General features: G+C 71.3%; 27 protein-coding genes. 19 read left to right on the top strand and 8 right to left on the bottom strand.

Annotated elements, in window-relative coordinates:
• Positions 1 to 125: 125 nt before the first annotated feature.
• The gene (gene hemB / locus AB0D67_RS22385) at positions 126 to 1112 is read left to right on the top strand and encodes a porphobilinogen synthase (RefSeq protein WP_362938806.1); all 987 of its coding nucleotides are present in this window, start codon (positions 126 to 128) and stop codon (positions 1110 to 1112) included.
• Between the two features lie 275 nt (positions 1113 to 1387).
• Positions 1388 to 2032, top strand: a complete 645-nt coding sequence (locus tag AB0D67_RS22380) for a bifunctional DNA primase/polymerase (RefSeq protein WP_362938803.1) — start codon at positions 1388 to 1390, stop codon at positions 2030 to 2032.
• Positions 2033 to 2144: 112 nt separating this feature from the next.
• On the opposite strand, the gene AB0D67_RS22375 is transcribed toward AB0D67_RS22380, so the two are convergent.
• Complete coding sequence (locus AB0D67_RS22375) at positions 2145 to 3287, bottom strand: TerC/Alx family metal homeostasis membrane protein (protein ID WP_362938799.1); 1143 nt, start codon at positions 3285 to 3287, stop codon at positions 2145 to 2147.
• 914 nt (positions 3288 to 4201) lie between these two features.
• Between AB0D67_RS22375 and AB0D67_RS22370 the strand changes: the two genes are divergently transcribed.
• Positions 4202 to 4789, top strand: coding sequence for a Uma2 family endonuclease (locus tag AB0D67_RS22370; RefSeq protein ID WP_362938796.1), 588 nt, complete (start codon positions 4202 to 4204; stop codon positions 4787 to 4789).
• 35 nt (positions 4790 to 4824) lie between these two features.
• Here AB0D67_RS22370 and hemL read toward each other — a convergent pair whose 3' ends face one another.
• Entirely contained in the window at positions 4825 to 6120 is a 1296-nt protein-coding gene (gene hemL, locus AB0D67_RS22365; protein WP_362938793.1) for a glutamate-1-semialdehyde 2,1-aminomutase, read from the bottom strand.
• A 155-nt stretch (positions 6121 to 6275) separates the two neighbouring features.
• Between hemL and AB0D67_RS22360 the strand changes: the two genes are divergently transcribed.
• Both AB0D67_RS22360 and AB0D67_RS22355 read left to right on the top strand, forming a co-directional pair.
• Positions 6276 to 6728, top strand: coding sequence for a MarR family winged helix-turn-helix transcriptional regulator (locus tag AB0D67_RS22360; protein WP_362938790.1), 453 nt, complete (start codon positions 6276 to 6278; stop codon positions 6726 to 6728).
• Positions 6725 to 7087, top strand: a complete 363-nt coding sequence (locus AB0D67_RS22355) for a nuclear transport factor 2 family protein (RefSeq protein WP_362938787.1) — start codon at positions 6725 to 6727, stop codon at positions 7085 to 7087. The genes AB0D67_RS22360 and AB0D67_RS22355 overlap by 4 nt, the downstream gene beginning before the upstream one ends.
• Positions 7088 to 7281: 194 nt before the next feature.
• Here AB0D67_RS22355 and AB0D67_RS22350 read toward each other — a convergent pair whose 3' ends face one another.
• The 3 genes from AB0D67_RS22350 to AB0D67_RS22340 all read right to left on the bottom strand — a co-directional run bounded on the left by AB0D67_RS22350 (position 7282) and on the right by AB0D67_RS22340 (position 9837).
• The gene (locus AB0D67_RS22350) at positions 7282 to 7923 is read right to left on the bottom strand and encodes a nucleotidyl transferase AbiEii/AbiGii toxin family protein (protein ID WP_362938784.1); all 642 of its coding nucleotides are present in this window, start codon (positions 7921 to 7923) and stop codon (positions 7282 to 7284) included.
• A gap of 5 nt (positions 7924 to 7928) precedes the next feature.
• Positions 7929 to 8270: a hypothetical protein gene (locus AB0D67_RS22345; RefSeq protein ID WP_362938781.1), complete on the bottom strand. Its 342-nt coding sequence runs from the start codon at positions 8268 to 8270 to the stop codon at positions 7929 to 7931.
• Positions 8271 to 8880: 610 nt separating this feature from the next.
• Positions 8881 to 9837: an EamA family transporter gene (locus tag AB0D67_RS22340; protein ID WP_362938778.1), complete on the bottom strand. Its 957-nt coding sequence runs from the start codon at positions 9835 to 9837 to the stop codon at positions 8881 to 8883.
• Positions 9838 to 9911: 74 nt separating this feature from the next.
• On the opposite strand from AB0D67_RS22340, the gene AB0D67_RS22335 reads away from it, so the two are divergent.
• From AB0D67_RS22335 to ccsB, 6 genes are read left to right on the top strand one after another with little or no spacing between them, the layout of a single operon-like run.
• Positions 9912 to 10811 (top strand): LysR family transcriptional regulator, encoded by a 900-nt coding sequence (locus AB0D67_RS22335; RefSeq protein ID WP_362938775.1) that lies wholly within the window; start codon positions 9912 to 9914, stop codon positions 10809 to 10811.
• 39 nt (positions 10812 to 10850) lie between these two features.
• Positions 10851 to 11489 (top strand): histidine phosphatase family protein, encoded by a 639-nt coding sequence (locus AB0D67_RS22330; protein ID WP_362938772.1) that lies wholly within the window; start codon positions 10851 to 10853, stop codon positions 11487 to 11489.
• Positions 11490 to 11545: 56 nt separating this feature from the next.
• The gene (locus AB0D67_RS22325) at positions 11546 to 12130 is read left to right on the top strand and encodes a TlpA disulfide reductase family protein (protein WP_362938769.1); all 585 of its coding nucleotides are present in this window, start codon (positions 11546 to 11548) and stop codon (positions 12128 to 12130) included.
• Between the two features lie 30 nt (positions 12131 to 12160).
• Positions 12161 to 12895: a cytochrome c biogenesis protein CcdA gene (locus AB0D67_RS22320; RefSeq protein WP_362938766.1), complete on the top strand. Its 735-nt coding sequence runs from the start codon at positions 12161 to 12163 to the stop codon at positions 12893 to 12895.
• Between the two features lie 34 nt (positions 12896 to 12929).
• Complete coding sequence (locus tag AB0D67_RS22315; protein ID WP_362938764.1) at positions 12930 to 14624, top strand: cytochrome c biogenesis protein ResB; 1695 nt, start codon at positions 12930 to 12932, stop codon at positions 14622 to 14624.
• Entirely contained in the window at positions 14614 to 15681 is a 1068-nt protein-coding gene (gene ccsB / locus AB0D67_RS22310; protein ID WP_362938761.1) for a c-type cytochrome biogenesis protein CcsB, read from the top strand. The genes AB0D67_RS22315 and ccsB overlap by 11 nt, the downstream gene beginning before the upstream one ends.
• 175 nt (positions 15682 to 15856) lie before the next feature.
• Here the strand turns inward: ccsB and AB0D67_RS22305 are convergent, their stop codons facing one another.
• A complete protein-coding gene (locus AB0D67_RS22305) occupies positions 15857 to 16150 on the bottom strand; it encodes a PLD nuclease N-terminal domain-containing protein (protein ID WP_362938758.1) in 294 nt (97 codons plus the stop codon).
• A 116-nt stretch (positions 16151 to 16266) separates the two neighbouring features.
• Here AB0D67_RS22305 and AB0D67_RS22300 point away from each other — a divergent pair, with 116 nt between their 5' ends.
• Positions 16267 to 17232, top strand: a complete 966-nt coding sequence (locus tag AB0D67_RS22300) for a hypothetical protein (protein ID WP_362938755.1) — start codon at positions 16267 to 16269, stop codon at positions 17230 to 17232.
• 11 nt (positions 17233 to 17243) lie between these two features.
• Positions 17244 to 17483 (top strand): hypothetical protein, encoded by a 240-nt coding sequence (locus tag AB0D67_RS22295; protein ID WP_362938752.1) that lies wholly within the window; start codon positions 17244 to 17246, stop codon positions 17481 to 17483.
• Between the two features lie 139 nt (positions 17484 to 17622).
• On the opposite strand, the gene AB0D67_RS22290 is transcribed toward AB0D67_RS22295, so the two are convergent.
• Complete coding sequence (locus tag AB0D67_RS22290) at positions 17623 to 17862, bottom strand: BldC family transcriptional regulator (protein ID WP_179820504.1); 240 nt, start codon at positions 17860 to 17862, stop codon at positions 17623 to 17625.
• Between the two features lie 282 nt (positions 17863 to 18144).
• On the opposite strand from AB0D67_RS22290, the gene AB0D67_RS22285 reads away from it, so the two are divergent.
• Positions 18145 to 18342 carry a DUF4229 domain-containing protein gene (locus AB0D67_RS22285; RefSeq protein WP_362938749.1) on the top strand — a complete coding sequence of 66 codons (198 nt, stop codon included), beginning with the start codon at positions 18145 to 18147 and terminating at the stop codon, positions 18340 to 18342.
• On the opposite strand, the gene AB0D67_RS22280 is transcribed toward AB0D67_RS22285, so the two are convergent.
• Positions 18343 to 19737: a hypothetical protein gene (locus tag AB0D67_RS22280; RefSeq protein ID WP_362938746.1), complete on the bottom strand. Its 1395-nt coding sequence runs from the start codon at positions 19735 to 19737 to the stop codon at positions 18343 to 18345.
• A 78-nt stretch (positions 19738 to 19815) separates the two neighbouring features.
• On the opposite strand from AB0D67_RS22280, the gene AB0D67_RS22275 reads away from it, so the two are divergent.
• The 5 genes from AB0D67_RS22275 to AB0D67_RS22255 all read left to right on the top strand — a co-directional run bounded on the left by AB0D67_RS22275 (position 19816) and on the right by AB0D67_RS22255 (position 23739).
• The gene (locus AB0D67_RS22275) at positions 19816 to 20541 is read left to right on the top strand and encodes a demethylmenaquinone methyltransferase (RefSeq protein WP_362938743.1); all 726 of its coding nucleotides are present in this window, start codon (positions 19816 to 19818) and stop codon (positions 20539 to 20541) included.
• A 146-nt stretch (positions 20542 to 20687) separates the two neighbouring features.
• Positions 20688 to 21965, top strand: a complete 1278-nt coding sequence (locus tag AB0D67_RS22270; protein ID WP_362938740.1) for a geranylgeranyl reductase family protein — start codon at positions 20688 to 20690, stop codon at positions 21963 to 21965.
• A 127-nt stretch (positions 21966 to 22092) separates the two neighbouring features.
• Positions 22093 to 22452, top strand: coding sequence for an NADH-quinone oxidoreductase subunit A (locus AB0D67_RS22265; protein WP_362938737.1), 360 nt, complete (start codon positions 22093 to 22095; stop codon positions 22450 to 22452).
• A gap of 2 nt (positions 22453 to 22454) precedes the next feature.
• On the top strand, positions 22455 to 23006 hold the full coding sequence (locus AB0D67_RS22260) for an NADH-quinone oxidoreductase subunit B (protein WP_179820475.1): 552 nt from the start codon (positions 22455 to 22457) through the stop codon (positions 23004 to 23006).
• A gap of 58 nt (positions 23007 to 23064) precedes the next feature.
• Positions 23065 to 23739, top strand: coding sequence for an NADH-quinone oxidoreductase subunit C (locus tag AB0D67_RS22255; RefSeq protein WP_362938734.1), 675 nt, complete (start codon positions 23065 to 23067; stop codon positions 23737 to 23739).
• Positions 23740 to 23787 lie beyond the last annotated feature (48 nt).

The following is a 23787-nucleotide window of genomic DNA, read 5'->3' as shown; positions in this document are numbered from 1 at the left end:
CGCGAAAGCCGCCCGCAGGCCGGGGCGCCTGCGGCGGCTTTCGCGTTTCCAGCTTTCCAGCGGGCTGAAACCCCACACGCGTCCCCCGGCTCCTCGATCCCTGCGGCCGGGGAGAGGGAGGATCCATGACCGCCCAGTTCCCGGTCGCGCGTCCCCGCCGGCTCCGCCGTACCCCGGCGATGCGGCGGATGGTCGCGGGGACCAGGCTGCACCCGGCGGAGCTCGTGCTGCCGCTGTTCGTCAAGGAGGGCATCGACCGGCCGAACCCGATCGCCTCGATGCCGGGGGTGTTCCAGCACACCCGCGACTCGCTGCGGAAGGCGGCCCACGAGGCGGCCGAGGCGGGTGTCGGCGGTCTCATCCTCTTCGGCATCCCCGCGGTGAAGGACGCCCGCGGCTCGGCGGCCGACGACCCCGAGGGGATCGTCCAGAAGGCCGTCGCCGACCTGGTCTCCGAGGTCGGCGACGCGATGGTCGTGATGACCGACACCTGCCTGGACGAGTTCACCGACCACGGGCACTGCGGCATCCTGACCTCCGACGGCGAGGTCGACAACGACGCCACCCTGGAGCGCTACGCCGCCGCGGCGGTGGCCCAGGCCCGCGCCGGGTCGCAGTTCATCGCGCCCAGCGGCATGATGGACGGCCAGGTCGCGGCGATCCGCGCGGCCCTCGACGCCGAGGGCTTCCAGCAGCTCCCGATCATGGCCTACTCGGTGAAGTACGCCTCGGCCTTCTACGGGCCGTTCCGGGACGCGGCCGAGTGCGCGCCGCAGTTCGGCGACCGCAGCGCCTACCAGCAGGACGCGGCCGGGCCGGTCGGCGAGGCGCTGCGCGAGGCGCGGCTCGACCTCGCCGAGGGCGCCGACGCCGTGATGGTCAAGCCCGCCCTCGCCTACCTCGACATCCTGCGCCAGGTGCGCGACATGGTGGACGTGCCGGTGGCGGCATACCAGGTCAGCGGCGAGTACGCCATGGTCGAGGCCGCCGCGGCGAACGGCTGGATCGACCGCGACCGCGTCATCATGGAGTCGCTGACCGCGATCCGCCGGGCCGGGGCCGACACGATCCTCACCTACTGGGCGACGGAAGTGGCGCGTAAGCTCCGGTGAGACCGGCCGGCGGGGCCGGTGGAAACGGCGCGCGGGCTCCGCGGAGGCGGGCGGCGGGCCGGTGGGGAGCGGCGCGTGACGCCGGGTGAGACCAGCGGCACACCGTGAGAACTGGGAGTTTGTCACTTCGCCGTGGGGTGCGTGCGTTAGAGTGCGAGAACCGGTGCGGATGTGTCCCAGGTGGTGTAGACCCTGGCTGTCTGACTTCTCTTGCCCACCAGAATGCGGATACGTCCTCATCCGGGGGTGCGAGTATGGCGGAGACGGAGGACACAATGGTGGGGGTACCACGGACTCGTCGCGGTAAACGACGTGCTCATCCGAAGCAGACGGTCAACTCGGTGCTGGAGTACGCCTCCCTGGGCTGGGCGAGCTGCCCCGGCGCCCGGCCGATGCCCACGGGGCCCCGCGCGTGCTCCTGCGACCGCGTCGGCTGTCCCGACCCGGGCGCCCACCCGCTCTCCCGGGCCTGGCAGATGCAGGCGACCACCGACCCGGCCCAGCTGTCCCACTGGTGGCGGCACGAGCCCGAGGCGAACGTGATCCTGCCCACGGGACGGGTCTTCGACGTCTTCGACGTACCCGCCGCGGGGGGCCTCGCGGCCCTCACCGCCATGGAGTCCGGCGGATTCATCCCGGGCCCGGTCGCCGTCCACGGCGACCGGGTCCTTTTCTTCGTGACCACCCGCAACGTCGCCGAGGACGAGGACGAGTGGTGGTCCTGCCCCCTCGACTACGGTCCCTCGACGATCGACGAGATGCCCGGACTGCGCTGGCACTGCCGCGACAGCTACGTCCTCGCTCCGCCCTCCACCCTCCCGAACGGCGGGGCCGCCTCCTGGCTGCGCCCCCCGGACGGCCGCCCGCTGCCCGATCCCCTCCAGGTCCTGGACCGCCTCGCGGACGTCGTCTGCGACTGACGGTCCCGCGCGGTTCCTCCCTCTGTACGGTCCCGCAGTCCGTACGGCCTCACCTTCCGCACGGTTCCGCGGCGGTGCGCCTCCGCGCCCGCCGCGGCCTCGCGTCCGGCGCCTAATCCGAGGCGGCGGCTCTGGCGTCGCGGCGGTTGGCGTGGACGCTGGTGAGGGTGACGACGGCCAGGACCACGATGATGACCCCCAGCGAGAGCAGGGTGGGCACCTCCGGCACCCACGTCCAGACACCGTGCGCCCAGTGCAGGACCAGCTTGACCCCGATGAAGGCCAGGATGACGCCGAGCCCGTGGTTGAGGTGGCGCAGCTTCGCCAGGACGCCCAGCAGCACGAAGTAGAGCGCCCGCAGGCCCAGCAGGGCGAAGGCGTTGGTGGTGAAGACGATGAAGGGGTCCTCGGTCACGCCGTACACCGCCGGCACCGAGTCGACGGCGAAGACGATGTCGGTGGCGAAGACGGCCACGATGGCCAGTGCGAGCGGGGTGAGGGCGCGGCGGCCGTTCTGGTGGACGACCAGCCGGGAGCCGTGGTAGTCGTCGGTGACCGGCATGAAACGCCGCACCAGGCGGACCGCCCGCATCGACGAGACGTCGACGTGCTGTTCCTCGTCGCTCAGCGCCTCCTTGATGATCTTCACTGCGGTGAGGATGAGGATCGCGCCGAACAGCAGGAACGCCCACGTGCCGCTCTGCAGGACGGCCGCCCCGAGCGCGATGAAGATCGCGCGTAGCACCAGGGCGCCGATGATGCCGTACAGCAGGACCCGCTGGGCCAGCGCGGCCGGGACCGCGAAGGCGGCCAGCAGCAGCATGAACACGAACAGGTTGTCCACCGACAGCGACTTCTCCACCACGTAGCCGGTGAAGAACTCCACCGCCTGCCCGGAACCGAAGTCCATCCAGAGGTAGACCCCGAAGAGCAGCGGCAGCGCCAGGTAGAAGACGGACCAGGCGACGGCCTCGCGCATCCGCACCTCGTGCGGGCGCCGGGTCAGCACGAAGTCCAGCGCCAGCAGCAGCACGAGGACGGCGACGCTGATCCCCCACAGCTGCGGGGAGCCGATCGTCTGGAGGCCCGCGGAGAGCTGACCGGCGCCGGACGGCGCGCCGGAGGCTCCGAGGGCGGTGGCCGGCAGCGCGGCGGATCCCCCGAAGGCCGGGGCCAGGGTGGCGGTGGACGCCTCGAACGCCGTGGACGCCACGGGTGGCGGGTGGACGACGGGTATCGAGAGTACTGCGGGCATGACGGGCATGGGTCCTCCTCGAACGCGCTTGGCCGTTCGAGGTCTCCTTCACCCGCGTCGCGCGGGCGGCCGCCCGGGGACGTCGTGGGACGTCCGTACTGACCGGGTCGGCTCTTGGGAAGTACTCCCCTCGCCATCCCAGAGTAGGGCACCCACCCGGGACGGCGCACGTCCCTGTGCGGATCGTGACGTGGAGGGCGGGTCCACCGGCGCTTCCCAGGTTCGGGCGGGTCGCTGCTTGCCGTGCCGGTCGGATGTGCGTGCTCCGGCTGGGGCTTTTCGCGTCTTGGGGCGGTTCTCCGGGTTTGGGTGGGTCCGCGTTTGTCGGGCTGGTCGGTGGTTCGCGCTGCGGTGGGTGGGTGTTCCGGCCGGCGCTGTGGTCGCTGTCCGGTGCCGACCGGCCTTCGGCCTGGTCCCGGGCGCGACGGTTGCGGGCGTTTTGAAGCCGGCCGGAACACCCACCCACCTCCGCGCCAAGACCACCCCGGCCGTACGGATGACCCGCCGTAGCGTCTTCCTTTCCGAAAGCCCACGGCCCTCGCCGATGCTGAAGCGATCTGGTACTCCCGGCTCAGGGCGGGCCGCCGTAGCCTTGCGGCCACACTGGCGGGGGAGAGCGCAGGGCCGGGCGCCGTAGCCCCTCACTCCCGGACCGCCCATGGTGCCCGCCCGATCACCTGCGGCCTCGCTCCTCCCTGCGAGTCGTCCCTGATCTTCGCCCGGAAGGGACGGAGTCAGATCACTTGTGGGCTCCGGCGCGGGAACGGCGAGGTCGGGTGTAACGCCCGGGAGGCGAAGAAAGAGGGACCGGGGAGGGAAAGAGTGAGGACGAAGGGGGAGAGAATGGAGGGAGGGCAACGGAGATGGTTCGAATGAACACACCGGGTGACGGAGACGACGTTACGGTGACCGACGTGAGCAGCGCCCTGGAGTACTGGCCCTCTCCGCCCCCCTGGGGATGGACCGCCGACGACCTCGATCGTCTTCCGGCGGAGGGGCCCAATGGCGAGCCCGACTTCTTCGAACACGTCGAACTCATCGATGGAGCACTCGTCTTCATGTCCCCCCGGAAGCGGTTCCACCAGCGCCTGGTGCGCCTCCTCACGGAGGCACTCGACGACCAGGCGCCGGAAGGACTGGTGGCGGTGGACCAGATGGACGTCAGGCTCGGTCACCGGATGCGGCCCTGTCCCGACGTCTCGGTCGTCGACGCGCGGGCGGCCGCCGACGACGAGCGGACGTTCTACACGCCCGCCGAGGTCCGGCTCGTCGTCGAGGTCGTCTCACCCGAGTCCGAGGACCGCGACCGCAAGACCAAGCCGTTCCGTTACGCCGAGGCGGGCATCCCACACTTCTGGCGGGTGGAGAGCAAGGACGGCAGGCCCGTCGTGTACGTCCACGAGCTCGATCCGGCCACCGGCGCGTACGGGCTCACCGGCATCCACCACGGGCGTCTGACCGTCCCGGCGCCCTTCCCCATCGACATCGACCTGGACGCGTAGAGGATCCCCCCTCAAGGTCCGCCTGCGGGCGTTCCTCAGCCTGCCTGGGCGGCGGCCTTGGCGGCGAGGGGAAGCGCCTCGGCCACGCGGGTCAGCGCCTCGTCGTCGTGGGCGGCCGAGAGGAACCACGCCTCGTAGGCCGACGGCGGCAGGTAGACGCCCTGGTCGAGCATGGCGTGGAAGAACGCGCGGTAGGCGGCGGTGTCCTGCTTCTGGGCCGCGGCGAAGTCGGTGACCCGCTCCTCGGTGAAGAAGATCGAGAACAGGTTGCCCGCGCGCTGCAGACGGTGCGGCACCCCGGCGGCGGCCAGGGCGTCGGCGGCGGCGCGGCCGATCACCAGGGCGGCGGCGTCGATCCGGTCGTAGACCTCGTCGTCGCAGCCGCGCAGGGTCGCCAGACCCGCGGCGCAGGCCAGCGGATTGCCGGAGAGCGTGCCCGCCTGGTAGACCGGGCCCTCCGGGGCGAGGTGGGCCATCACGTCGGCCCGGCCGCCGAACGCCGCGGCGGGCAGGCCGCCGCCCATGACCTTGCCGAAGGTCATCAGGTCGGCGTCCACCGGGTCGAGGCCGTACCAGCCGGCCTCCGAGACGCGGAAGCCGGTGAGCACCTCGTCGATGATCAGCAGGGCGCCGTGCGCGGTGCACAGCTCGCGGAGCGTGGCGTTGAACCCCTCCAGCGGCGGGACGACGCCCATGTTGGCCGGGCACGCCTCGGTGATGACGCAGGCGATCTCGTCGCCGAAGGCGCCGAACGCCTCGGTCACCGCCTCGACGGAGTTGTAGGGCAGCACGACGGTGTCGGCGGCCGAGGCGCCGGTGACGCCGGGGGTGTCGGGCAGGCCGAAGGTGACCAGGCCGGACCCGGCCGAGGCGAGCAGGGCGTCGACGTGGCCGTGGTAGCAGCCGGCGAACTTGACGACCTTGGAGCGGCCGGTGAAGCCGCGGGCCAGCCGTACGGCGGACATGGTGGCCTCGGTGCCGGAGCTGACCAGGCGGACCTTCTCCACCGGCGCGACCCGGGCGACGATCTCCTCGGCGAGCTCGACCTCGCCGGGCGTCGCCGTACCGAAGGAGGTGCCGTCCGCCAGCGCCTCCTGCAGCGCCTCCACCACGGCCGGGTGCCGGTGCCCGAGGATCATCGGCCCCCAGGAGCACACCAGGTCGACGTAGCGGTTGCCGTCCACGTCGGTGATGTAGGGCCCCTGCCCCGACGCCATGAAGCGGGGGGTTCCCCCGACTGCGCCGAAGGCCCGGACCGGGGAGTTGACGCCTCCCGGGACGATCTGGCGGGCGCGGGCGAACAGGTCCTCGGACTTCTCAGTACGGCTCACGCCCTCCAGGGTAGCCACGCCCCACACCCCCTTCGCCGCCCATGTCGCCCTCGCGGCCCGCCACTCTCCACACCCACTTCACCGTCTCCGCAACAAACCCTTTGACGCATCAACTCTTGATTGGTTCAATGAATGATCGGATCAAGGAGGTGGTCGTGGAACGGGTCGGAACCCCCGAGGACAGGTTCTTCCAGGACCTGATGGGTGGCTGCGCCGAGGTACGGCAGGCGTTCGCCCGCCACGTGGGGATGAACGGGCACCGTCTCCACACGCTGATGCGGCTGTGGCGGAACGGCGAGACGAGCCACAGCGACCTGCGCCGGGCGCTCGCGATCGACGGTGCGAGCGTCACGCGCATCGTCAAGGACTTCGAGGCCGAGGGGCTGGTCGGTCGCCGCGTCGACCCGGCGGACAACCGCTACACCCTGGCCGGGCTGACCCCCGAAGGCGAACGGGTCGCCGCGGAACTGGCGCGTGCCCACCAGGACTACCAGGAGCGGCTCCTCGACGGCGTCACCGCCGAGGAGCGGGAGACCGTACTGCGGGTCCTGGGACGCCTGCGCGCCAACGTGGAACTCATACCCCCCGAGCAGGAGCGAACCAGATGACAGACGACGCGAAGGCCCTCGCTCACCGCATGTACGAGGCGTTCAACACCCGTGACGTCGCGGCGGCCGAGGCGATCTTCTCGGCGGACTTCGTGAGCCATCCCCTGGGCACCGTCGGCGTCGAGAGCGTCGTGAAGGCCTGGGCCGGGATGCACGCGATGTTCCCCGGCCTCAGGGTCGTCGTCGAGGACGTGCTCTCCGACCGGGACGGGGCCGCCGTCCGCACGACCCTGCACGGCACCCCGGCGGACCGGCCCCCCATGATGATGGAGTTCTTCCGGGTACGGCACGGCCGCATCACCGAACTGTGGGGCCTGTCCGCCCTCGCTCCTGAGCGCCGGTTTCGATCGTCTCCATGAGGTCACATCCCAGATGGCCTTGCGCCGACTCACCGGCGAACCTGCTGAACGGGATCCTGCCGGCGGCAAGACGCCATCGAGGGAAGACGCCCCGTCATCCGCGGGGGCATGGTCGTCGATGAGGGCGGTGGCACCGGAGAGCTGGTCTCCGGTGCCGCTGACCGTTCCAGAACCCGAATCCGTCGGCATGCCGGTCATTCACTGCTCGAACGCAGGAGCCTCTCCCAATCGCGAAAGCGACCGCGGAGCTCCCGGACCTCCTCGTCGCTGAGGCCGTGATGAGCCAGGGCCTCGTCAGGTATGCGGCCCAACGCGGACAGGGCCGTCGCGAACATCCCTGTATCGAATCCGGGATCCGCGTTCGTGGCCAGATGGATCAGTTGCTCAGGGGTGTAACGCCCGCTGCGTAGAACCGCGAACACGTCGACGAAATCTCGAACCTCGGCTCTGCCGTACAGAGCGGCGACCTTGTTCCCCACCGCGTCATCGGGATGGAGCACGGGACCGATCTCCAGCCGAACCGGCGGATGGGCACGCCAGTCCACTCCCATCTCGATTTTGACTGAGCGACCATCACCGTCCGTGACGAGCAGGCGGGCGAAGCCCGGAGCCGCGAGCGTCGTCTCGACTTTCAGCCCCGCATCACGATATGCCGCCGCAGCTGCGATCACCGCGGTGTCGAAGTCCCCGTCGGCCGAGGTGAACAAGTCGACGTCCTCCGACCGGCGTGCAAGGAAGCCGTGTGCCTGTACGGCGTAGCCGCCGGCGAGCGCGAATCCGAAACGCTCCGTCGCGGTCAGACCGATTCTTGTGGCGAGCTCATGCAGCGGGTCCATGGGCGCTACGCGGTCCGTAGCAGGTTCTGGAAGCACGCCTCCCAGGCCCTCCTGGCCTGAACAGGCAGGTAGAGGGACGGCCAGATGCGGACCAGCGTTTCACGGTTCAGATAGGTCCGCAGGTCATCAAGCTGGGAGGCTTCGCGGATAACGCGTTCGTACATGAGCCCGACATGGCTGTCGTCCGCGAGATCGTAGACACGCTGCTCGGACCAGTCCAAGTGGGTGGGAAGTTCTACGACGCCGACCATAGGCCCGATCAACTCGTCCAGATCGGCGGGCACGAGATACACGCGACGGCTGGCGTAGCGGGACCTGGGATTCACATTCCCAGTCTGCCTGCTCATCGAGGATTCCGCAGCATGGCGAACACATCGTCGGAGCTGATCAGAGGGGTTCTCGGCCCGCCGCCCGGGAGTCTTCCCATGCATCGGGCTTTCCGTCATCAGGAACCGGCGTGGATCTCCTGGCCGCGATGGGTTCTTACGCGCCCAGATCGATTGAGGCTGAGGAAGGCGCCGGGATGGTCGGAAGAGTGACCGGTGGGCACCATGGGCGGTCCGGAAGTGAGGGGCTACGGCGCCCGGCCCTGCGCTCTCCCCTGCCGGTGTGGCCGCAAGGCTACGGCGGCCTGCCCTGAGCGGGGAAGCAGGGTGGCTTCAGCGTCGGCGAGGGCCGTGGGCCGCCGGAAAGCAAGACGCTACGGCGGGTCATCCGTACGAACGACGCGGTCTTGGCGCGGAGGTGGGTGGGTGTTCCGGCCGGCTTCAAAACGCCAGAAACCCTCGCGCCCGGGACCAGGCCGAAGGCCGGTCGGCACCAGGGCCCGGCCACAACGCCGGCCGGAACACCCACCCACCGCAGCGCGCGCTGTCGTCCGGCCCGACAAGCGGTGACCCGCCCAAGCCCCGGAAGAACCGCCCCGCAAAGCGAAAAGCCCCAGCGGAGCCGTACGGGTCATCCCCCGGCGGTGGCGGCGCTGCCCGCGCGGGGCAGGTCGCCGTCCAGCCGTCCCTCCTCGCCGGAAGCCTCCCCGGAAGCCCCGCCGGAAGCCCCGCCGGGAACAGCCTTCCGGCGCGGGCGGGTGCCCGCGTACAGGACTCCGGAGACGATCAGCGCGGCGGCGGCGAGCTTCACCGGGGAGACGGGTTCCCCGGTGACCAGGAAGGCCGAGGACATGCCGAAGACCGGGACGAGCAGGCTGTAGGGCGCGACGACGGACGCGTCGTACTTCTTGAGCAGGAAACCCCACACCCCGAAGCCGCCGAGGGTGGCGAGCAGAGCGACGTACAGGACCGCCAGCACGCCCTCGGTGGAGAACCGCACCTGAGGGACGCCCTCGACCAGGAGTGACAGGCCGAACATGGGAACCGCCGCCACCGCGCTCAGCCAGATCATGAATCGCATGGTGCTGGGCGGCGCCGCCTTGCGCACCGCGATGTTGCCCAGCCCCCAGCCGAAGGCGCCGCCGACGACCAGGAGGAAGGCGCCGACCGGACCGCCCTCGCCGCCCAGGTCCGCGCCGATCAGCGCCAGTCCGGCGAGCGCGACGCCGAGGCCGATCGCCCGTCGCGCGGTGATCCGCTCCTTCAGCAGGAGCACCGCCAGGAGCACGGTGAACACCGGCTGGGCCTGGATGACGACCGAGGTCAGTCCGGCGGGCATGCCGGCCCGCATGCCCAGCAACAGGAGGCTGTACTGCGCGACGCCGAGCGTGGCCCCGGCGGCCAGGACCCGCCGCCACGGCACACCGGGACCCCCGATGAACAGCAACGCCGGGAAGGCCGCCAGGGCGAACCGCAGCGTCACGAAGAGCAGGGGCGGGAAGTGGCGCAGCCCCGCCTCCATGACGACGAAGTTGAAGCCCCAGACGGTGGCGAGGCCGACGGCCAGCAGGAGGTGTCTGGTTCTCATTTTTTCATCGTTGACCGTATCGATAATTCAGGACAAGCGAGACTTTCTTTGCTGATGGCTTTAGAATCGCTTACATGTTGGATCTCAACCGCCTCAAGGCCCTGCACGCCGTGGCGGTCTACGGTTCCGTGGGCGCGGCGGCCGAGGCCCTGATGGTGACCCCGTCGGCGGTCTCCCAGCAACTCGCCAAGCTGGAACGGGAGACCGGTGCGCCCCTGCTGGAACGCAACGGACGCGGGGTACGGCTGACCGACGCGGCCGGGCTGCTCGCCGACCACGCCGGGCGCATCCTCGCGCTGGTGGAGACCGCCGAGGCCGACTTCGAGGCGCTGCGCGGGGAGGTCGTGGGACGGCTGTGCATCGGCGCCTTCCCCACGGCGGCCCGCGGCCTGCTGCCCGGGGCGCTGCGCCTGCTGCACAGGCGCCATCCCGACCTGCGGCTGCAGATGATGGAGCGCGAACCCGCCCGGCAGATCCGCGAGGTGGCCAGGGGTGAGCTGGACCTCGCGGTGGCCCAGGACTGGTCGAACCGGCCGATGGCCATCCCCGAGGGGCTGTCGCGGGAGACGCTCCTCGACGACATCGCGGACGTGGTCCTGCCCGAGGCGCACCCGCTGGCCGGGCGGTCGGAGATCGAGCTCGCCGGCCTGTCCGGGGAGCGGTGGGTCAGCTCCTCGCCGGGCACGGTCTGTCATGACTGGCTGGTCCACACGCTGCGCGCGGCCGAGCTGGAGCCGGAGATCTCCTGCATGGCGGACGAGTACCCGACCCAGCTCGCCCTCGTCGCCGCCGGACAGGGATGCGCGATCATCCCGCGCCTCGGCCGCGACTTCGTGCCCGAGGGGGTCAGGATCGTCCCGCTGCGGCCCCGCCCGTCCCGCCGGGTCTACGCCCTGTGGCGCGCCGACGCGGCCCGCCGCCCGGCGATCCGGGCCGCGGTGGAGGCGCTCAAGGCGGTGGCCGCCGACCTCTGACGTGGGCCGTGCCGTACGGATGGGTAGGCTGATGACACCATGGCCGAGACCACCATCGTTCACTTACTGCGCCACGGCGAGGTGCACAACCCCGCCAACGTCCTGTACGGCAGGCTGCCCGGTTTCCACCTCTCGGAGACCGGCGTGCAGATGGCCGAGACGGTCGCCAAGGCGATCGCCACCCGCGACGTCGTCGCCCTGTTCTCCTCCCCGCTGGAGCGGGCCCAGGAGACCGTGGCCCCCCTGAGCGCCACCTTCGGGCTGGACGTCACGCTCGACGACCGGCTCATCGAGGCGGAGAACATCTTCGAGGGCCTGATGGTCGGGGGCGGTGACGGGATCTTCCGGAGCCCGAGCCGCTACCGCTACCTGTGGAACCCGCTCCGCCCCTCCTGGGGCGAGCGCTACACCGACGTGGTCCGGCGGATGAAGGCGGCCATCGACGTCGCCCGCGACACGGCGCGCGGCCACGAGGCCGTGCTGGTCAGCCACCAGCTCCCGATCTGGATCATCCGGCTCGCGGCGGAGGGCCGGCGGCTGCCGCACGATCCGCGCCGCAGGCAGTGCGGGCTGGCCAGCCTCACCACCCTGTCCTTCGAGGGCGACCGCCTGACCAGCGTGGGCTACAGCGAACCGGCCGGCGCGCTCTCCAGACGTCCCGCCGTACCGGGCGCGTGACCCCGCCGGTAGAGTGGCTGCTCTACCGGTTGTAGTACAGGGAGACCCCGCCACCGATGCGCGCAAAAATCTTCTCCGCTGCCGCGCTGTGCGCCGCCGTCGCCGTGTCCGCGTCCGGGTGCGCCGGGAACCAGGGGTCGCAGCCGCAGGCGGGGGACACCCGTTTCGTGGCCGGCGACGGCAAGATCACCGTGTTCGACGCGGCCTCCCGCAAGGCCGCCCCCGAGGTCGCGGGGGAGACCCTGGACGGCGGCCGGACCACGCTCGCCGAGCACCGGGGCAAGGTCGTGGTGCTGAACTTCTGGGCCTCCTGGTGCGCGCCCTGCCGGGCGGAGGCGCCGACGCTCAAGGACATCGCGGCCAGGACCAAGGACTCCGGAGTGGAGTTCGTGGGCATCGACTTCAAGGACCGCAAGGCCGACGCGCTGGCCTTCGAGCGGGGGCAGCAGCCGGGCTATCCCAGCATCTTCGACCAGCCGGGAAAGATCGCGCTCTCCTTCCAGGGCACGGTGCCGCCCGCGGCCATCCCCTCGACGCTGGTCATCGACCGTCAGGGCCGGATCGCCGCCCGCGCGCTCGGCGCGGTCAAGCACAGCGAGCTGCTCGCGACGGTCACCAAGCTGAGCGCCGAGTCACGGTGACCGGCGGCGGACCCGATGAACGCGGGCGTGATGAGCGCTGACCTGGCCGGGACGGTGGCGGGCGGGTCGCTCGCCCTGGCGTTGCCGATCGCGGTGGCGGCGGGGCTGGTGTCCTTCCTGTCGCCGTGCGTGCTGCCGCTGGTGCCCGGCTACCTGTCGTACGTGACCGGGATGAGCGCCGACCCCCGGCGCGGCCGGATGGCCGCGGGCATCGCCCTGTTCGTCCTGGGGTTCGCCGTGGTGTTCGTGGCGGGCGGCGCCCTGTTCGGCGGGCTGGGCTCGGTGCTGCTCGGCAACGCCGAGGTCATCACGCGGGTGCTGGGCGCGGTGACCGTCGTCATGGGCCTGGCGTTCATGGGTGCGATCCCCGGCCTGCAGCGGGATCTGCGCATCCACCGGGTCCCGGCGGCGGGCCTGGCCGGGGCGCCGCTGCTCGGGGTGGTGTTCGGCCTGGGCTGGACGCCCTGCATCGGCCCTACCCTGGGAGTGGTGCTGACCCTCGGGCTCAACGAGGGCAGCGCCGGGCGCGGCGCGCTGCTGGCGTTCGCCTACGCCCTGGGCCTCGGTCTGCCCTTCCTCGCGGCGGGACTGGCCTACGGCAAGGCGCTGCGCACGTTCAAGGTCTTCCGCCGCCACTCACGACTGATCACCCGGGTGGGCGGGGCCATGCTGGTCGCCGTCGGCCTGCTGCTGGTCACCGGGCTCTGGTCGGGGCTGATCGCGACGATGCAGACGTGGATCGGCGGATTCGAGCCGGTGATCTGATGGACCGGGCCGAGCGCGACGAAAGGGGGGTGCGGTGAGCGAGACCGAGCGGACCGGCCGGGCCGGCACGGCCGTGGAGACGCCGCCTCCGGCCGGGCGGGAGCCCGCCGTACGGCCGGCGTCGTTCGGCGCGGTGGCGTGGGCGCGGTGGTTCTGGCGCACGCTGACGTCGATGCGGACCGCGCTGATCCTGCTGTTCCTGTTCGCGCTGGCCTCGATCCCCGGGTCGCTGTGGCCGCAGCGCGGCATCGCCGACGCCAGGGTCGCCCAGTACTTCCGCGACGACCCCGGGCTCGCCGAGTGGCTGGACCGCCTCTGGCTGTTCGACGTGTTCCGCGCGCCGTGGTTCGCCGCGATCTACCTGCTGCTGTTCGTCTCCCTGATCGGCTGCGTGCTGCCCCGGGCCGCCGCCCACCTGCGCGAGCTGCGCAGGAAGCCGCCCGCGCCGCCGCGCAACCTCGTCCGGCTGCCGCACCACGCCTCCTTCGACGCCGGTCTGACCGTGGAGGAGGCGGCCGCGCGGCTGCGTGCCCGCCGTTACCGCGTCACCACCGGTCCCGGCTGGGTGTCGGCGGAGAAGGGGTACCTCCGCGAGACCGGCAACCTGCTGTTCCACGTCGCGCTGCTCGGCATGCTGGTCGCCGTGGCCGTGGGCGCGCTGTACGGCTACCGCGGCAACGTGCTGGTCGTGGAGGGGGAGGGGTTCTCCAACACGGTCGCCGCCTATGACCGCTACATCCCCGGTCAGCAGGTGAGCGCCGAGTCGCTGGAGCCGTTCTCGTTCACCGTGGACGACTTCCAGGCCACCTACGTCGCCCAGGGCCAGCGGCGCGGTCAGCCCCTTGACTTCTCGGCCGCGCTCAAGGTCACCGACGCCCCCGGCGCGCCCGAGCGCGACTACACCCTCAAGGTCAACGAGCCGCTGGACGTCAACGGCACGCTGACCTACCTGATCGACCACGGCTACGCGCCGACCTTCAAGGTCACGGACGGCAAGGGCCAGGTCGCCTACGACGGCCCGGTGCCGTGCCTGGTCGCCCAGCCGAGCACGTTCACCTCCGAGTGCACGATCAAGGTGCCGGACGCCCGGCCCGAGCAGCTCGGCATCCTCGTCGGCTTCCTGCCGAGCGGCGTGCCGATGGGCGGCGAGTGGGTGTCGGTCTTCCCCGGCGCGGCCAACCCCCTGGCCCAGATCTACGGCGTCTTCGCCGGTGATCTGGGGATGGGCGACGGACGGCCGCAGTCGGTGTACCAGCTCGACCCGGAAAGCCTGAAGAAGATGAGGCCGCTGGTCATGAAGGCCGGTCAGCCGCCCGCCGGCCAGCGGCCCGACCTGCCCGGCGGGGCGGGGGCGCCGGTCACGCGGGCCGACCCGCTGGCGGTCGGGCAGAAGCTCGACCTGCCCGGCGGCGCGGGCTCGATCGAGTTCACCGGCGTGAAGGAGTGGGTGGCCCTGCAGATCACCCACGACCCGGGCCGGATGCCCGCGTTCGTCTTCTCGGTGCTGGCCGTCCTCGGCCTGGTGCTGTCCCTGACCGTCCGCCGCCGCCGGGTGTGGGTACGGGTGAAGAACGAGGCCGTGGCCACCGGGCAGGGACCGGACGGGTCCGAGCCCGGCCTTCGGCACATCGAGGTGGGCGGTCTGACGCGCACCGAAGGCGGTGACTTCGGCGAGGAGTTCGCCGGGGTCGTCGCCGCCTTGAATCCAGGAGTTAAGGATGCCCGTTGAGAACAGCGGCCTCGCCGTACTGAGCGACCAGCTCGTCCTGGTGACGGTGCTGCTGTACGTCTTCGCAATGATCGGATACGCCCTGGACCTCGGCTTCGGCCGTCCCCGGTCCGCGGCCAAGGCCGCCGGGACGACGGCGGACGCGGGAACGGAGGTCAAGGCCGACGCCGTGCTCGCCACGGTCGGCGGCGGTACGGCACCGCCCGCGGCCGGGTCCGCCGGAGAGACCCCGGGGGCCATGGGGGCCGCGGAGGTCCTGGAGAGCTCGGAGGGCCTGGAGGGCCCGGAGGGCGTCGGGCGGGAGGCCCCCGCCGGGAAGGAGCCCCCGTCCTGGGCGTCGCGGGCCGGCACGGTCGCGGTCGCGCTCACCTGGCTGGGCTGGGCCGCCCACCTGTCGGCGGTCCTCACCCGGGGCATATCGGTGAACCGGTGGCCGTGGGGCAACATGTACGAGTTCGTGGTCGCCATGTGCCTGGCGGCGGTGACCGCGTTCCTGTTCATGGACCTGCGCTACCGGATCCGCTTCCTCGGGGCGTTCGTCACGGTCGCCGCCGCGCTCGGGCTGGGCTTCTCCGTGAAGTACCTGGAGGTGCAGGCCGGACCGGTGGTTCCGGCGCTCAACTCCTACTGGATCGCGATCCACGTGACGGCGGCGATCATCGCCAGCGGCCTGTTCACCATGGCCGCGGTCTGCGGAGTCCTCTACCTCGTCCGCAAGGACACCGCGCTGCGGCTGCCGTCCCGGGAGGACCTGGACCGGATCGCGCACCGGGCGATCGTGATCTCCTTCCCGATCTGGACCTTCGCCGTCATCGCCGGCGCGCTCTGGGCCGACAAGGCGTGGGGCCGCTACTGGGGCTGGGACCCCAAGGAGGTCTGGGCGTTCATCACCTGGATCGCCTACGCCGCGTACCTGCACGCCCGCGCCACCGCCGGCTTCAAGGGCCGGGCCGCCATGATCGTGCAGCTGATCGCGTTCGGCTGCCTGCTGTTCAACCTCGTCGGGGTGAACGTCTTCCTCGGCGGCCTGCACTCCTACGCGGAGGTGCCGGGCTGACCGGCGGGCGTCCGGTGACGGGGCGGTGCGGGGTGATCCCGCGCCGCCCCGTCCGCGTTCCGGCGGGTTCTCCGGCGGGCCCGGGGCCTTCCGGCCCTGGGTCTTCCGGCGGGCCCGGGGCATCCGGAGGGGGACCCTCTGGCGGGCCGGGAACGGTCCGCCGGGTGCCGTGCCGTCAGTCGTCGTCGCGCAGGCGCCGGTCGAGGTCGCGCAGGAAGTCGGGGTCGTCGTCCGGGCCCCGGGGGGCCTGCGGCCGCGGCGCCTCCGGGGGCAGGGGGACGCGGGGCGCGCGTGGGCCGGACGGCCTGCCGAGCAGGAGCCAGAACACCCCGCCGGCCAGGGGGACCAGCACGATGATGATCACCCACAGCAGCTTGGGCAGGTTTCTTGTCTCCTCGTCCGGCGTGGTGATGGCGTCGAACAGGCAGTACAGCCACAGGGCGAGCAGCGCCAGAGCTAGCAAGGGCATGTTCCGCACTGTAGGCCATCACCGGTCCGGGTGAGGCAAGAGCCCGGTTTCGGATGACTGGTGAAGATCCACGTCGTACGGTGGGATCCGTTGCCACTTCCCCTGGAGGGCATGCGATGGCGAGTTCCGCCGACAAGGGCCGCCACCGGCGGCGCTGGTGGCAGGGCGGCCTGTCATCCCGGCGCGTGGACGGCGCGGGGAGGGCGCCGCGCGAGGCGGGCCCGATGCCGCGCGAGGCCGACCCGGCGCACGACGGCGGCGCGGTGCGGGAGGCGGGAAGGGCGCGTGACCCCGGCGCGGTGCGGGGGGCGGGCGCGGTGCGCGAGACAGGGGCCGGTCCCGAGCGCAGGGCGGGTCCCGAGCGCAGGGCCGGCACCGTGACGGCGTCCGCGGAGGACCGCCCGCGGTACACCTGGCGTGACTTCGAGCTGGCGGACGAGCGGCCACGGGCCCGGCCCCACCCGCCCGACGCCCCAGGCTTCGGCGACGGCCTGCGGCACTGCGGACCCCTGGAGACGATCCTGCACCGCCAGTGGGACTCCCGGGAGGGTCCGCCCTCCCCGGAGACGGTGCGGGCGGTGGAGAGCCTCGCCCGGCTGCCGGACAGGCTCAAGGAGAAGCTGGCCGAGGGGCTCACCGGGATCTACGTCGGCGAGGGCGGGGTGCCCGACCTGGACGACATGGGCTACCTGCGGGGCGCGGCGCTGCCGTCGGGCCGCGCCACCTGGGACGTCTGCGCCGGCGCGTACGGTGACCGCAAGGTGGTCGTGGGGGACCGCCCCTCGCCCACGCCCGACGTGATGATGCACGAGATCGGGCACGCCCTGGACGACGTGGACATGCCCCACGACGGCTGGGTGTCCGACTCGGCGGAGTTCGTCGCCCTCTACGAGCAGTGCGTGCCGGTGCTGGCGTCGGGTTTCCACCTGCAGGCGGGGGAGCTGGGGCGCCGGGAGTTCTTCGCGGACGCGTTCGCCGCCATCGCCTCCCGGCAGCGGCCGGCCCTGGTGGACATGCTCGGCGGTGACACGCGGATGGCGCTCAATGTCATGTTGTTCTTCAACCGGCGCTACGGAATCTAGGTGATCTGGGGATGTACGTCATCAGGCTCGCTGACGGGACTCTGCGCGTGCCGCAGAGCCTGTCCAGCGATGACGGGCGTCTGATCGGCAACGCGTACGTGGAGATCTCGCCGGGGGACCCGGACTACGACCGTTGGCTGGCGGAGTCGCTCACCGAGGAGGAGTTCGCGCTCCGGCGGCGGCGCTGGCTGGAGGAGAACGACGAGTTGGAGCGGGAGTTCCTGGCGTTCAAGGCTGAGCAGGAGGGGTGAGCGGCGGGCCGACTCGCCGCTTCGCACGGGTACGCGGCCGACGGGCCGGTCCGTCCGTGGGCCGTGCGACTCCATCGGCGATCCTGCGGCATTCCGGGTAAGGCGCGCAGGACCACCGATGACGTGACGTCCTCAGTCGTCAGACACGCGGGGTCTCGCCTGCCGGCCGTTCGGCCGTCAGTACGTCCTCTCCGCGCAGGAGGGCGTGCACTTCCGACTCGCGGAACCGCCGGTGCCCTCCGGGGGTACGGATGCTGCTGATGCGGCCTGCCGCGGCCCACCGCGTGACCGTCTTTGGGTCGACCCGGAAGAGGGCGGCGACCTCTCCGGGCGTCAGCAGACGCTCGCTGCTACTCTCCACAATCTCTCCCCCTCGCATCCCGCTTCCTGCCAGCGGGCGGACAGGTAACCAGTGTGCCGAGCGAAGTCTGATTTATCCGTGGTTTCTTACAAAGATCACGGGTTGTTACCGACTGACTGCCCGATTGTTATATGATAGAGCCTCTTTGACGCTCTCGTGGGTGTTTCTTTACAAAACTGATCTGTTGGGCACACTAGCAGCGCCCGTGCTCGGTGCGAAGAGCGTCCGCTCTGTCTTTATGGCACCGTCATACGCCCGGGGGCACGGACCATACGTGGAGAGTGACGTAACCTCGACGGTGTGCATCCCGTCTTCGTTTACACCGTCTCCCGGCTGGGACTGTTCGCCGTGAGCTTCGGCGTGCTGTATCTCCTCGGCCTGCGTGAGCCCTTGATCCTGATAGTCGCCGCATTCCTGGTCAGCGGGGTGGCCAGTTACGTCCTGCTGTCCAAACAGCGGGACGCGGTGAGCGCGCGAATCGCCAAGAATCAGAAGTGATCACGGCAGCGGGAACATGCCGACTCGGGCATGGTACTCGTGACCGAGCCGAGTTGTGTCGCTACCAACGAGTAGTCCCCGGGGACAGGTGAGGAACGCCTTGACTCCGATTCCCCGCTCCCTGGTCGGGTTCCACGGTAAAGCCCGGCCGGTGCGCGGGTCGATCGCCCCGATCCCCGGCCTCGGGGCCGCCCCGGGCCCGGCCGAGTCGTGGCCCTCCGGGTTGTCGAGCCAGCGCTGGTGGCCGCCGACGTAGACCGCGGCCCCGGTCGCCGCCACCGCGTACAGCGAGTCGCCCCCGGTGTGGTTGACCCAGGTGGGGGAGACCTCACCCGAGGCTCGCGGCGGGCGGGTCTCGAAGCGGGCGGCGGTGTCGCACGGCCGCTCCGCCCCGCGCGGGCCGCCGGTCGTGACGACGGCGAAGTAGGAGCCGCCGGGCGCGAAGTCCAGGCCGCGCACGTAACCCGGGAAGTCGCGGGCGCACCGCGGCGCGTAGAAGGCGGTCCGCCAGGCGTCGACCCGGGCGGCGCGGACGTCCACCAGGCCGAGCTGGGCCCGCGGCAGCCCGCCCAGGGTGGTGAAGTCGCCGCCGACCGCCAGCCTCCCGCCGCCGAGCGCCAGCGCGTGGACCCGTGCCCGGGAGCCCCGCGGCGCGTCCGGCCGGATGTCGAACGCGGCGTCGGCGGCGCCGGTGGCGGCGTCCAGCCGGGCCAGGGCCGGGCGGGCCAGGCCGCCCGCGCGGGTGAAGCCCCCGCCCGCGTACAGCGCCGCGCCATCCCTGACCAGGGCGGTCACCGGGCCTCCGCTGATCCGGGCGGCGAAGCCGGCCACCGGCGAACCGTCGGACAGCCACAGCCGGGTCAGCGCACCGGTCCGGCCGCGGGCGGAGGCGCTCACCGTGGTGAACTCCCCGCCGGCGTAGACGGTGCCGTCGTCGCCCGCGGCCAGCGCCCGGACCGGGCGGTCGGGGCGCGGCGCGAAGCCCGGCAGGATCCGCCCGGTGGCCAGGTCGTAGGCGAAGAGGTTGCGCCGCTCCACCTCCCGGGTCGTGCCGGCCTCGCGCACCCGGCCGAACCTGCCGCCGACCACCACCGTGCCGCCGACCAGGGCGAAGGCGTTGACGATCCCGTCGAGGACGTGCGGGGTGGTGTCCACCGGGTCGGCCGAGACGACCGCGGGGTGCGGGACCGTACCGGCCGCGGCGGGCGGCGGAGGGGCGGCGAGGACGGAGAGGGCGGCGAGGGCGGCCGCGGCGGGGACGGCGGCCCGGCGGAGGGCGGGGACGGCCGCCGCCGGGGCCGGGACCGAAGGCGGCGCGGCGACCGGGGGCGGCGCTGTGAGCGGGGGCGGGACCGGAGCGGGGGCGGCCCGGGTGGGGGTGGTTTCGGGGAGCATTCCGCAATTACTAGCAGACCGTGAGTAACCGAGTGGCTACTTTCCGTGGAATGTCCCTGCGGCCCTAGTCTTGTCCTCATGACGCGCGCTTCGCTGGACAAGCAACCGCATGAGGTCGCCGCGATGTTCGATCGCACGGCCCGGCGCTACGACCTGGTAAACGACATCATCTCCCTCGGCCAGGTCCGGCTGTGGCGCAAGGCGACCGCGGCGGCCGTCGACGCGGGCCCCGGTGAGCTGGTCCTCGACCTCGGTGCGGGCACCGGCACCTCCACCGACGCCTTCACCGCCCTCGGCGCCCGCGCGATCGCCTCCGACTTCTCGCTCGGCATGCTGCGCACCGGGGTGCGGCGGCGGGGCGGCTCGGGCCTGTCCGGCGGCGGGGTGCGCGGGGTCACCTTCGTCGCCGGCGACGCGCTGCGGCTGCCGTTCGCCGACGACGTCTTCGACGCGGTGACGATCTCCACCGCGCTGCGCAACGTCCACGACACCGGCCAGGCGCTGCGCGAGATGCTGCGGGTGGCCAGGCCGGGGGCGCGCCTGGTGATCCTGGAGTTCTCCCACCCCACCAGCAAGGCGTTCGACCTCGTCTACACCCAGTACCTCATGAGGATGATGCCGCAGGCCGCCAGGCTGTTCGGCTCCAACGACGACTCCTACGAATACCTGGCCGAGTCGATCCGGGCCTGGCCGGACCAGCCGGGGCTGGCCGGGATCATCCGCGAGGCCGGCTGGGAACGGGTCGCGTGGCGCAACCTCGCCCTGGGGATCGTGGCGATTCACCGCGCGTACAAGCCGGCGTGAAGGATTCGCGGGCATTGACGGACCCCGCTGACACTTCAGGCCGTAAAGGGGCTAGACTTCGGGCCGACAAGTTTGTGAAGCACTTCACAAAGGAACGAAGGGCCGAATACTCAAAGGCCTCGAAGCTGTAGGACAGGACGGGTCCCGTGACCGTGCCAGCCGCCGCGCAGCGGAACGTCACCGAAATCGACGCCGACGTCATCGTCGTCGGTGCCGGACCCGCCGGCTCGACGACCGCATTCCATCTCGCACGAGCCGGCCTTGAGGTCCTGCTGCTCGAAAAGACGACCTTCCCCCGCGAGAAGGTCTGCGGCGACGGCCTGACGCCCCGGGCGGTCAAGCAGCTCATCGCCATGGGCATCGACCTCGACGCCCCCGGCTGGGTCAGGAACAAGGGCCTGCGGGTGGTCGGCGGCGGCCTGCGCTTCGAGCTCGACTGGCCCGAGCTGTCGAGCTACCCCGACTTCGGCCTGGTGCGCACCCGGCAGGACTTCGACCAGATCCTCGCGGCCAACGCCGAGCGCGCCGGGGTCCGCCTGCTGCAGGGTGTGAACGTCATCGCCCCGATCCTCGACGAGCGCAGCGGTCACGTCGTCGGCGTCACCGCGAAGAAGGACGGCGAGGAGGTCTCCTACCGCTCCCGTCTCGTGGTCGCCGCCGACGGCAACTCCACCCGGCTCTCCCTGGCGATGGGGCTGCACAAGCGCGAGGACCGCCCGATGGGCGTCGCCGTACGGACGTACTTCACCAGCCCGCGCCACGACGACGACTACCTCGAGACCTGGCTGGAGCTGTGGGCCGGCGACACCCTGCTGCCCGGCTACGGCTGGATCTTCGGCGTCGGCGACGGCACCTCCAACGTCGGCCTCGGGCTGCTGAACACCAGCGAGGCGTTCAAGGGCACCGACTACCGCGACCTGCTGCGGCGCTGGGTCGCGACCATGCCGCCCGAGTGGGGCTACGTCGAGGAGAACATGACCGCCCCCATCCGGGGCGCGGCGCTGCCGATGGGCTTCAACCGCCAGCCCCACTACACCCGCGGCCTGGTGCTCGTCGGCGACGCGGGCGGGATGATCAACCCGTTCAACGGCGAGGGCATCGCGTACGCGATGGAGACCGGCCACATCGCGGCGGAGACGATCGTCCAGGCGCTCGGCCGGGCGACCGCCGCCCAGCGCGAGCGGGTGCTGCGTGCATACCCGGGTATCCTCAAGGACGCCTACGGCGGATACTTCACCCTGGGCCGCGGGTTCGTGGAGCTCATCGGCCGTCGCGGGGTGATGGACTTCATCACCCGTCACGCGCTGCCGCACCCTCCGCTGATGAGGTTCGCCCTGAAACTCCTGGCCAACCTCACCGACCGGCGCGGTGACGCGTCCGACCGCATCATCAACGCCCTGTCGAAGGTGGCGCCACCGGCATGAACCCCTGCTTCACGAAGCCCGGCCAGCGGGAGGCGGACCTGACGACCGCCCTCCCTAGACTTGCACACCACACAGAAACGACCAGCTACGCGCCGGCGCGCGTGGAGATGGGAGAGGAGGCGTAGCGATGGACCTGTACGCGCCCATCCTGGTGCTCGCCGTTCTCGCGGCGGGATTCGCGATCTTCTCGGTGACGATCGCGCCCTTCACCGGTCCCAAGCGCTGGAACCGCGCGAAGCTCGACGCCTACGAGTGCGGTATCGAGCCGACGCCCCAGCCGGTCGGCGGCGGCCGTTTCCCGCTGAAGTACATGATCACCGCGATGCTCTTCATCGTGTTCGACATCGAGATCATCTTCCTCTACCCGTGGGCGGTCGCCTTCGACCAGCTCGGCGTCTTCGGGTTGGTCGAGATGGTGCTGTTCATCGTCACCGTGCTCGTGGCCTACGCGTACGTGTGGCGCCGCAAGGGTCTGGACTGGGACTAGATATGGGACTTGAAGAGAAACTTCCGAGCGGGTTCATGCTCAGCACGGTCGAGCAGGTCGCCGGCTGGGCGCGCAAGAACTCCGTATGGCCGGCCACCTTCGGCCTGGCCTGTTGCGCCATCGAGCTGATGTCCACCGGCGGTCCCAAGCACGACCTGGCGCGCTTCGGCATGGAGCGCGCTTCGGCGTCTCCGCGGCAGGCCGACCTCATGATCGTCGCGGGCCGTCTCTCGCAGAAGATGGCCCCGGTCCTGCGCCAGATCTACGACCAGATGGCCGAGCCCAAGTGGGTCATCGCCATGGGCGTCTGCGCCTCCAGCGGCGGCATGTTCAACAACTACGCCATCGTGCAGGGCGTGGACCACGTCGTGCCCGTCGACATCTACCTGCCCGGCTGCCCGCCGCGGCCCGAGATGCTCATCGACGCGATCGTGAAGCTGCACGACAAGATCCAGAACATGAAGTTCGGCGCGCACCGCGCCAAGCAGATCGACGAGCTCGAACTGCAGGCGCTGCGGACGCTGCCGCTGATCGACCAGGAGGCCGCGAAGTGACCGGCGGTTTCCCTGCGGCGGGCCCGCGCACGGCGGACGAGGAGCGGTAAGGCGACCGATGACTGACAACCTCCCCGAGATCCCGGAGGAGCCGATCGCCCGCACGGGCATGTTCGGCGCCACCGGCACCGGCGACACCTCCGGGTACGGCCGGCTGGTCGTGCGGCGCAAGCCCGAGCTGGCCACCCCGCGCCCCTACGGCGGCTACTTCGACACCGTCGCCGACGAGCTGGAGCGCGCGCTCGGCGCGGACTTCGGCGACGCGATCGAGCGCGTGGTCGTCGACCGCGGCGAGCTGACCTTCCACGTCCGGCGCGAGCGCCTGCCGGAGGTCGCCCGGACGCTGCGCGACGACCCGGCGCTGCGCTTCGAGCTGTCGCTCGGCGTCTCCGGCGTGCACTACCCCCACATGGAGGGGGCGGAGCTGCGCGCGGTGATCCACCTGTGCTCGATCACGCACAACCGGCGGCTGCGCCTGGAGGTCTCCTGCCCCGACGCCGACCCGCACATCCCGTCCACGGTCTCGGTCTACCCGACCCACGACTGGCACGAGCGTGAGACGTGGGACTTCTTCGGGATCGTCTTCGACGGTCACCCCGGGCTGACCCGCATCATGATGCCCGACGACTGGGACGGCCACCCCCAGCGCAAGGACTACCCGCTCGGCGGCATCCCGGTGGAGTACCGCGGCGCCGAGATCCCGGCACCGGACCAGAGGAGGTCCTACCAGTGAGTGCCTCATACGACGAAGAGGTCACCGAGGGCAGGGTGTACACCGTCT

The organism is Streptosporangium sp. NPDC048047 (assembly GCF_040653115.1).
GTDB lineage: Bacteria > Actinomycetota > Actinomycetes > Streptosporangiales > Streptosporangiaceae > Streptosporangium.
This window is presented reverse-complemented; position numbering and strand designations above follow the sequence as displayed.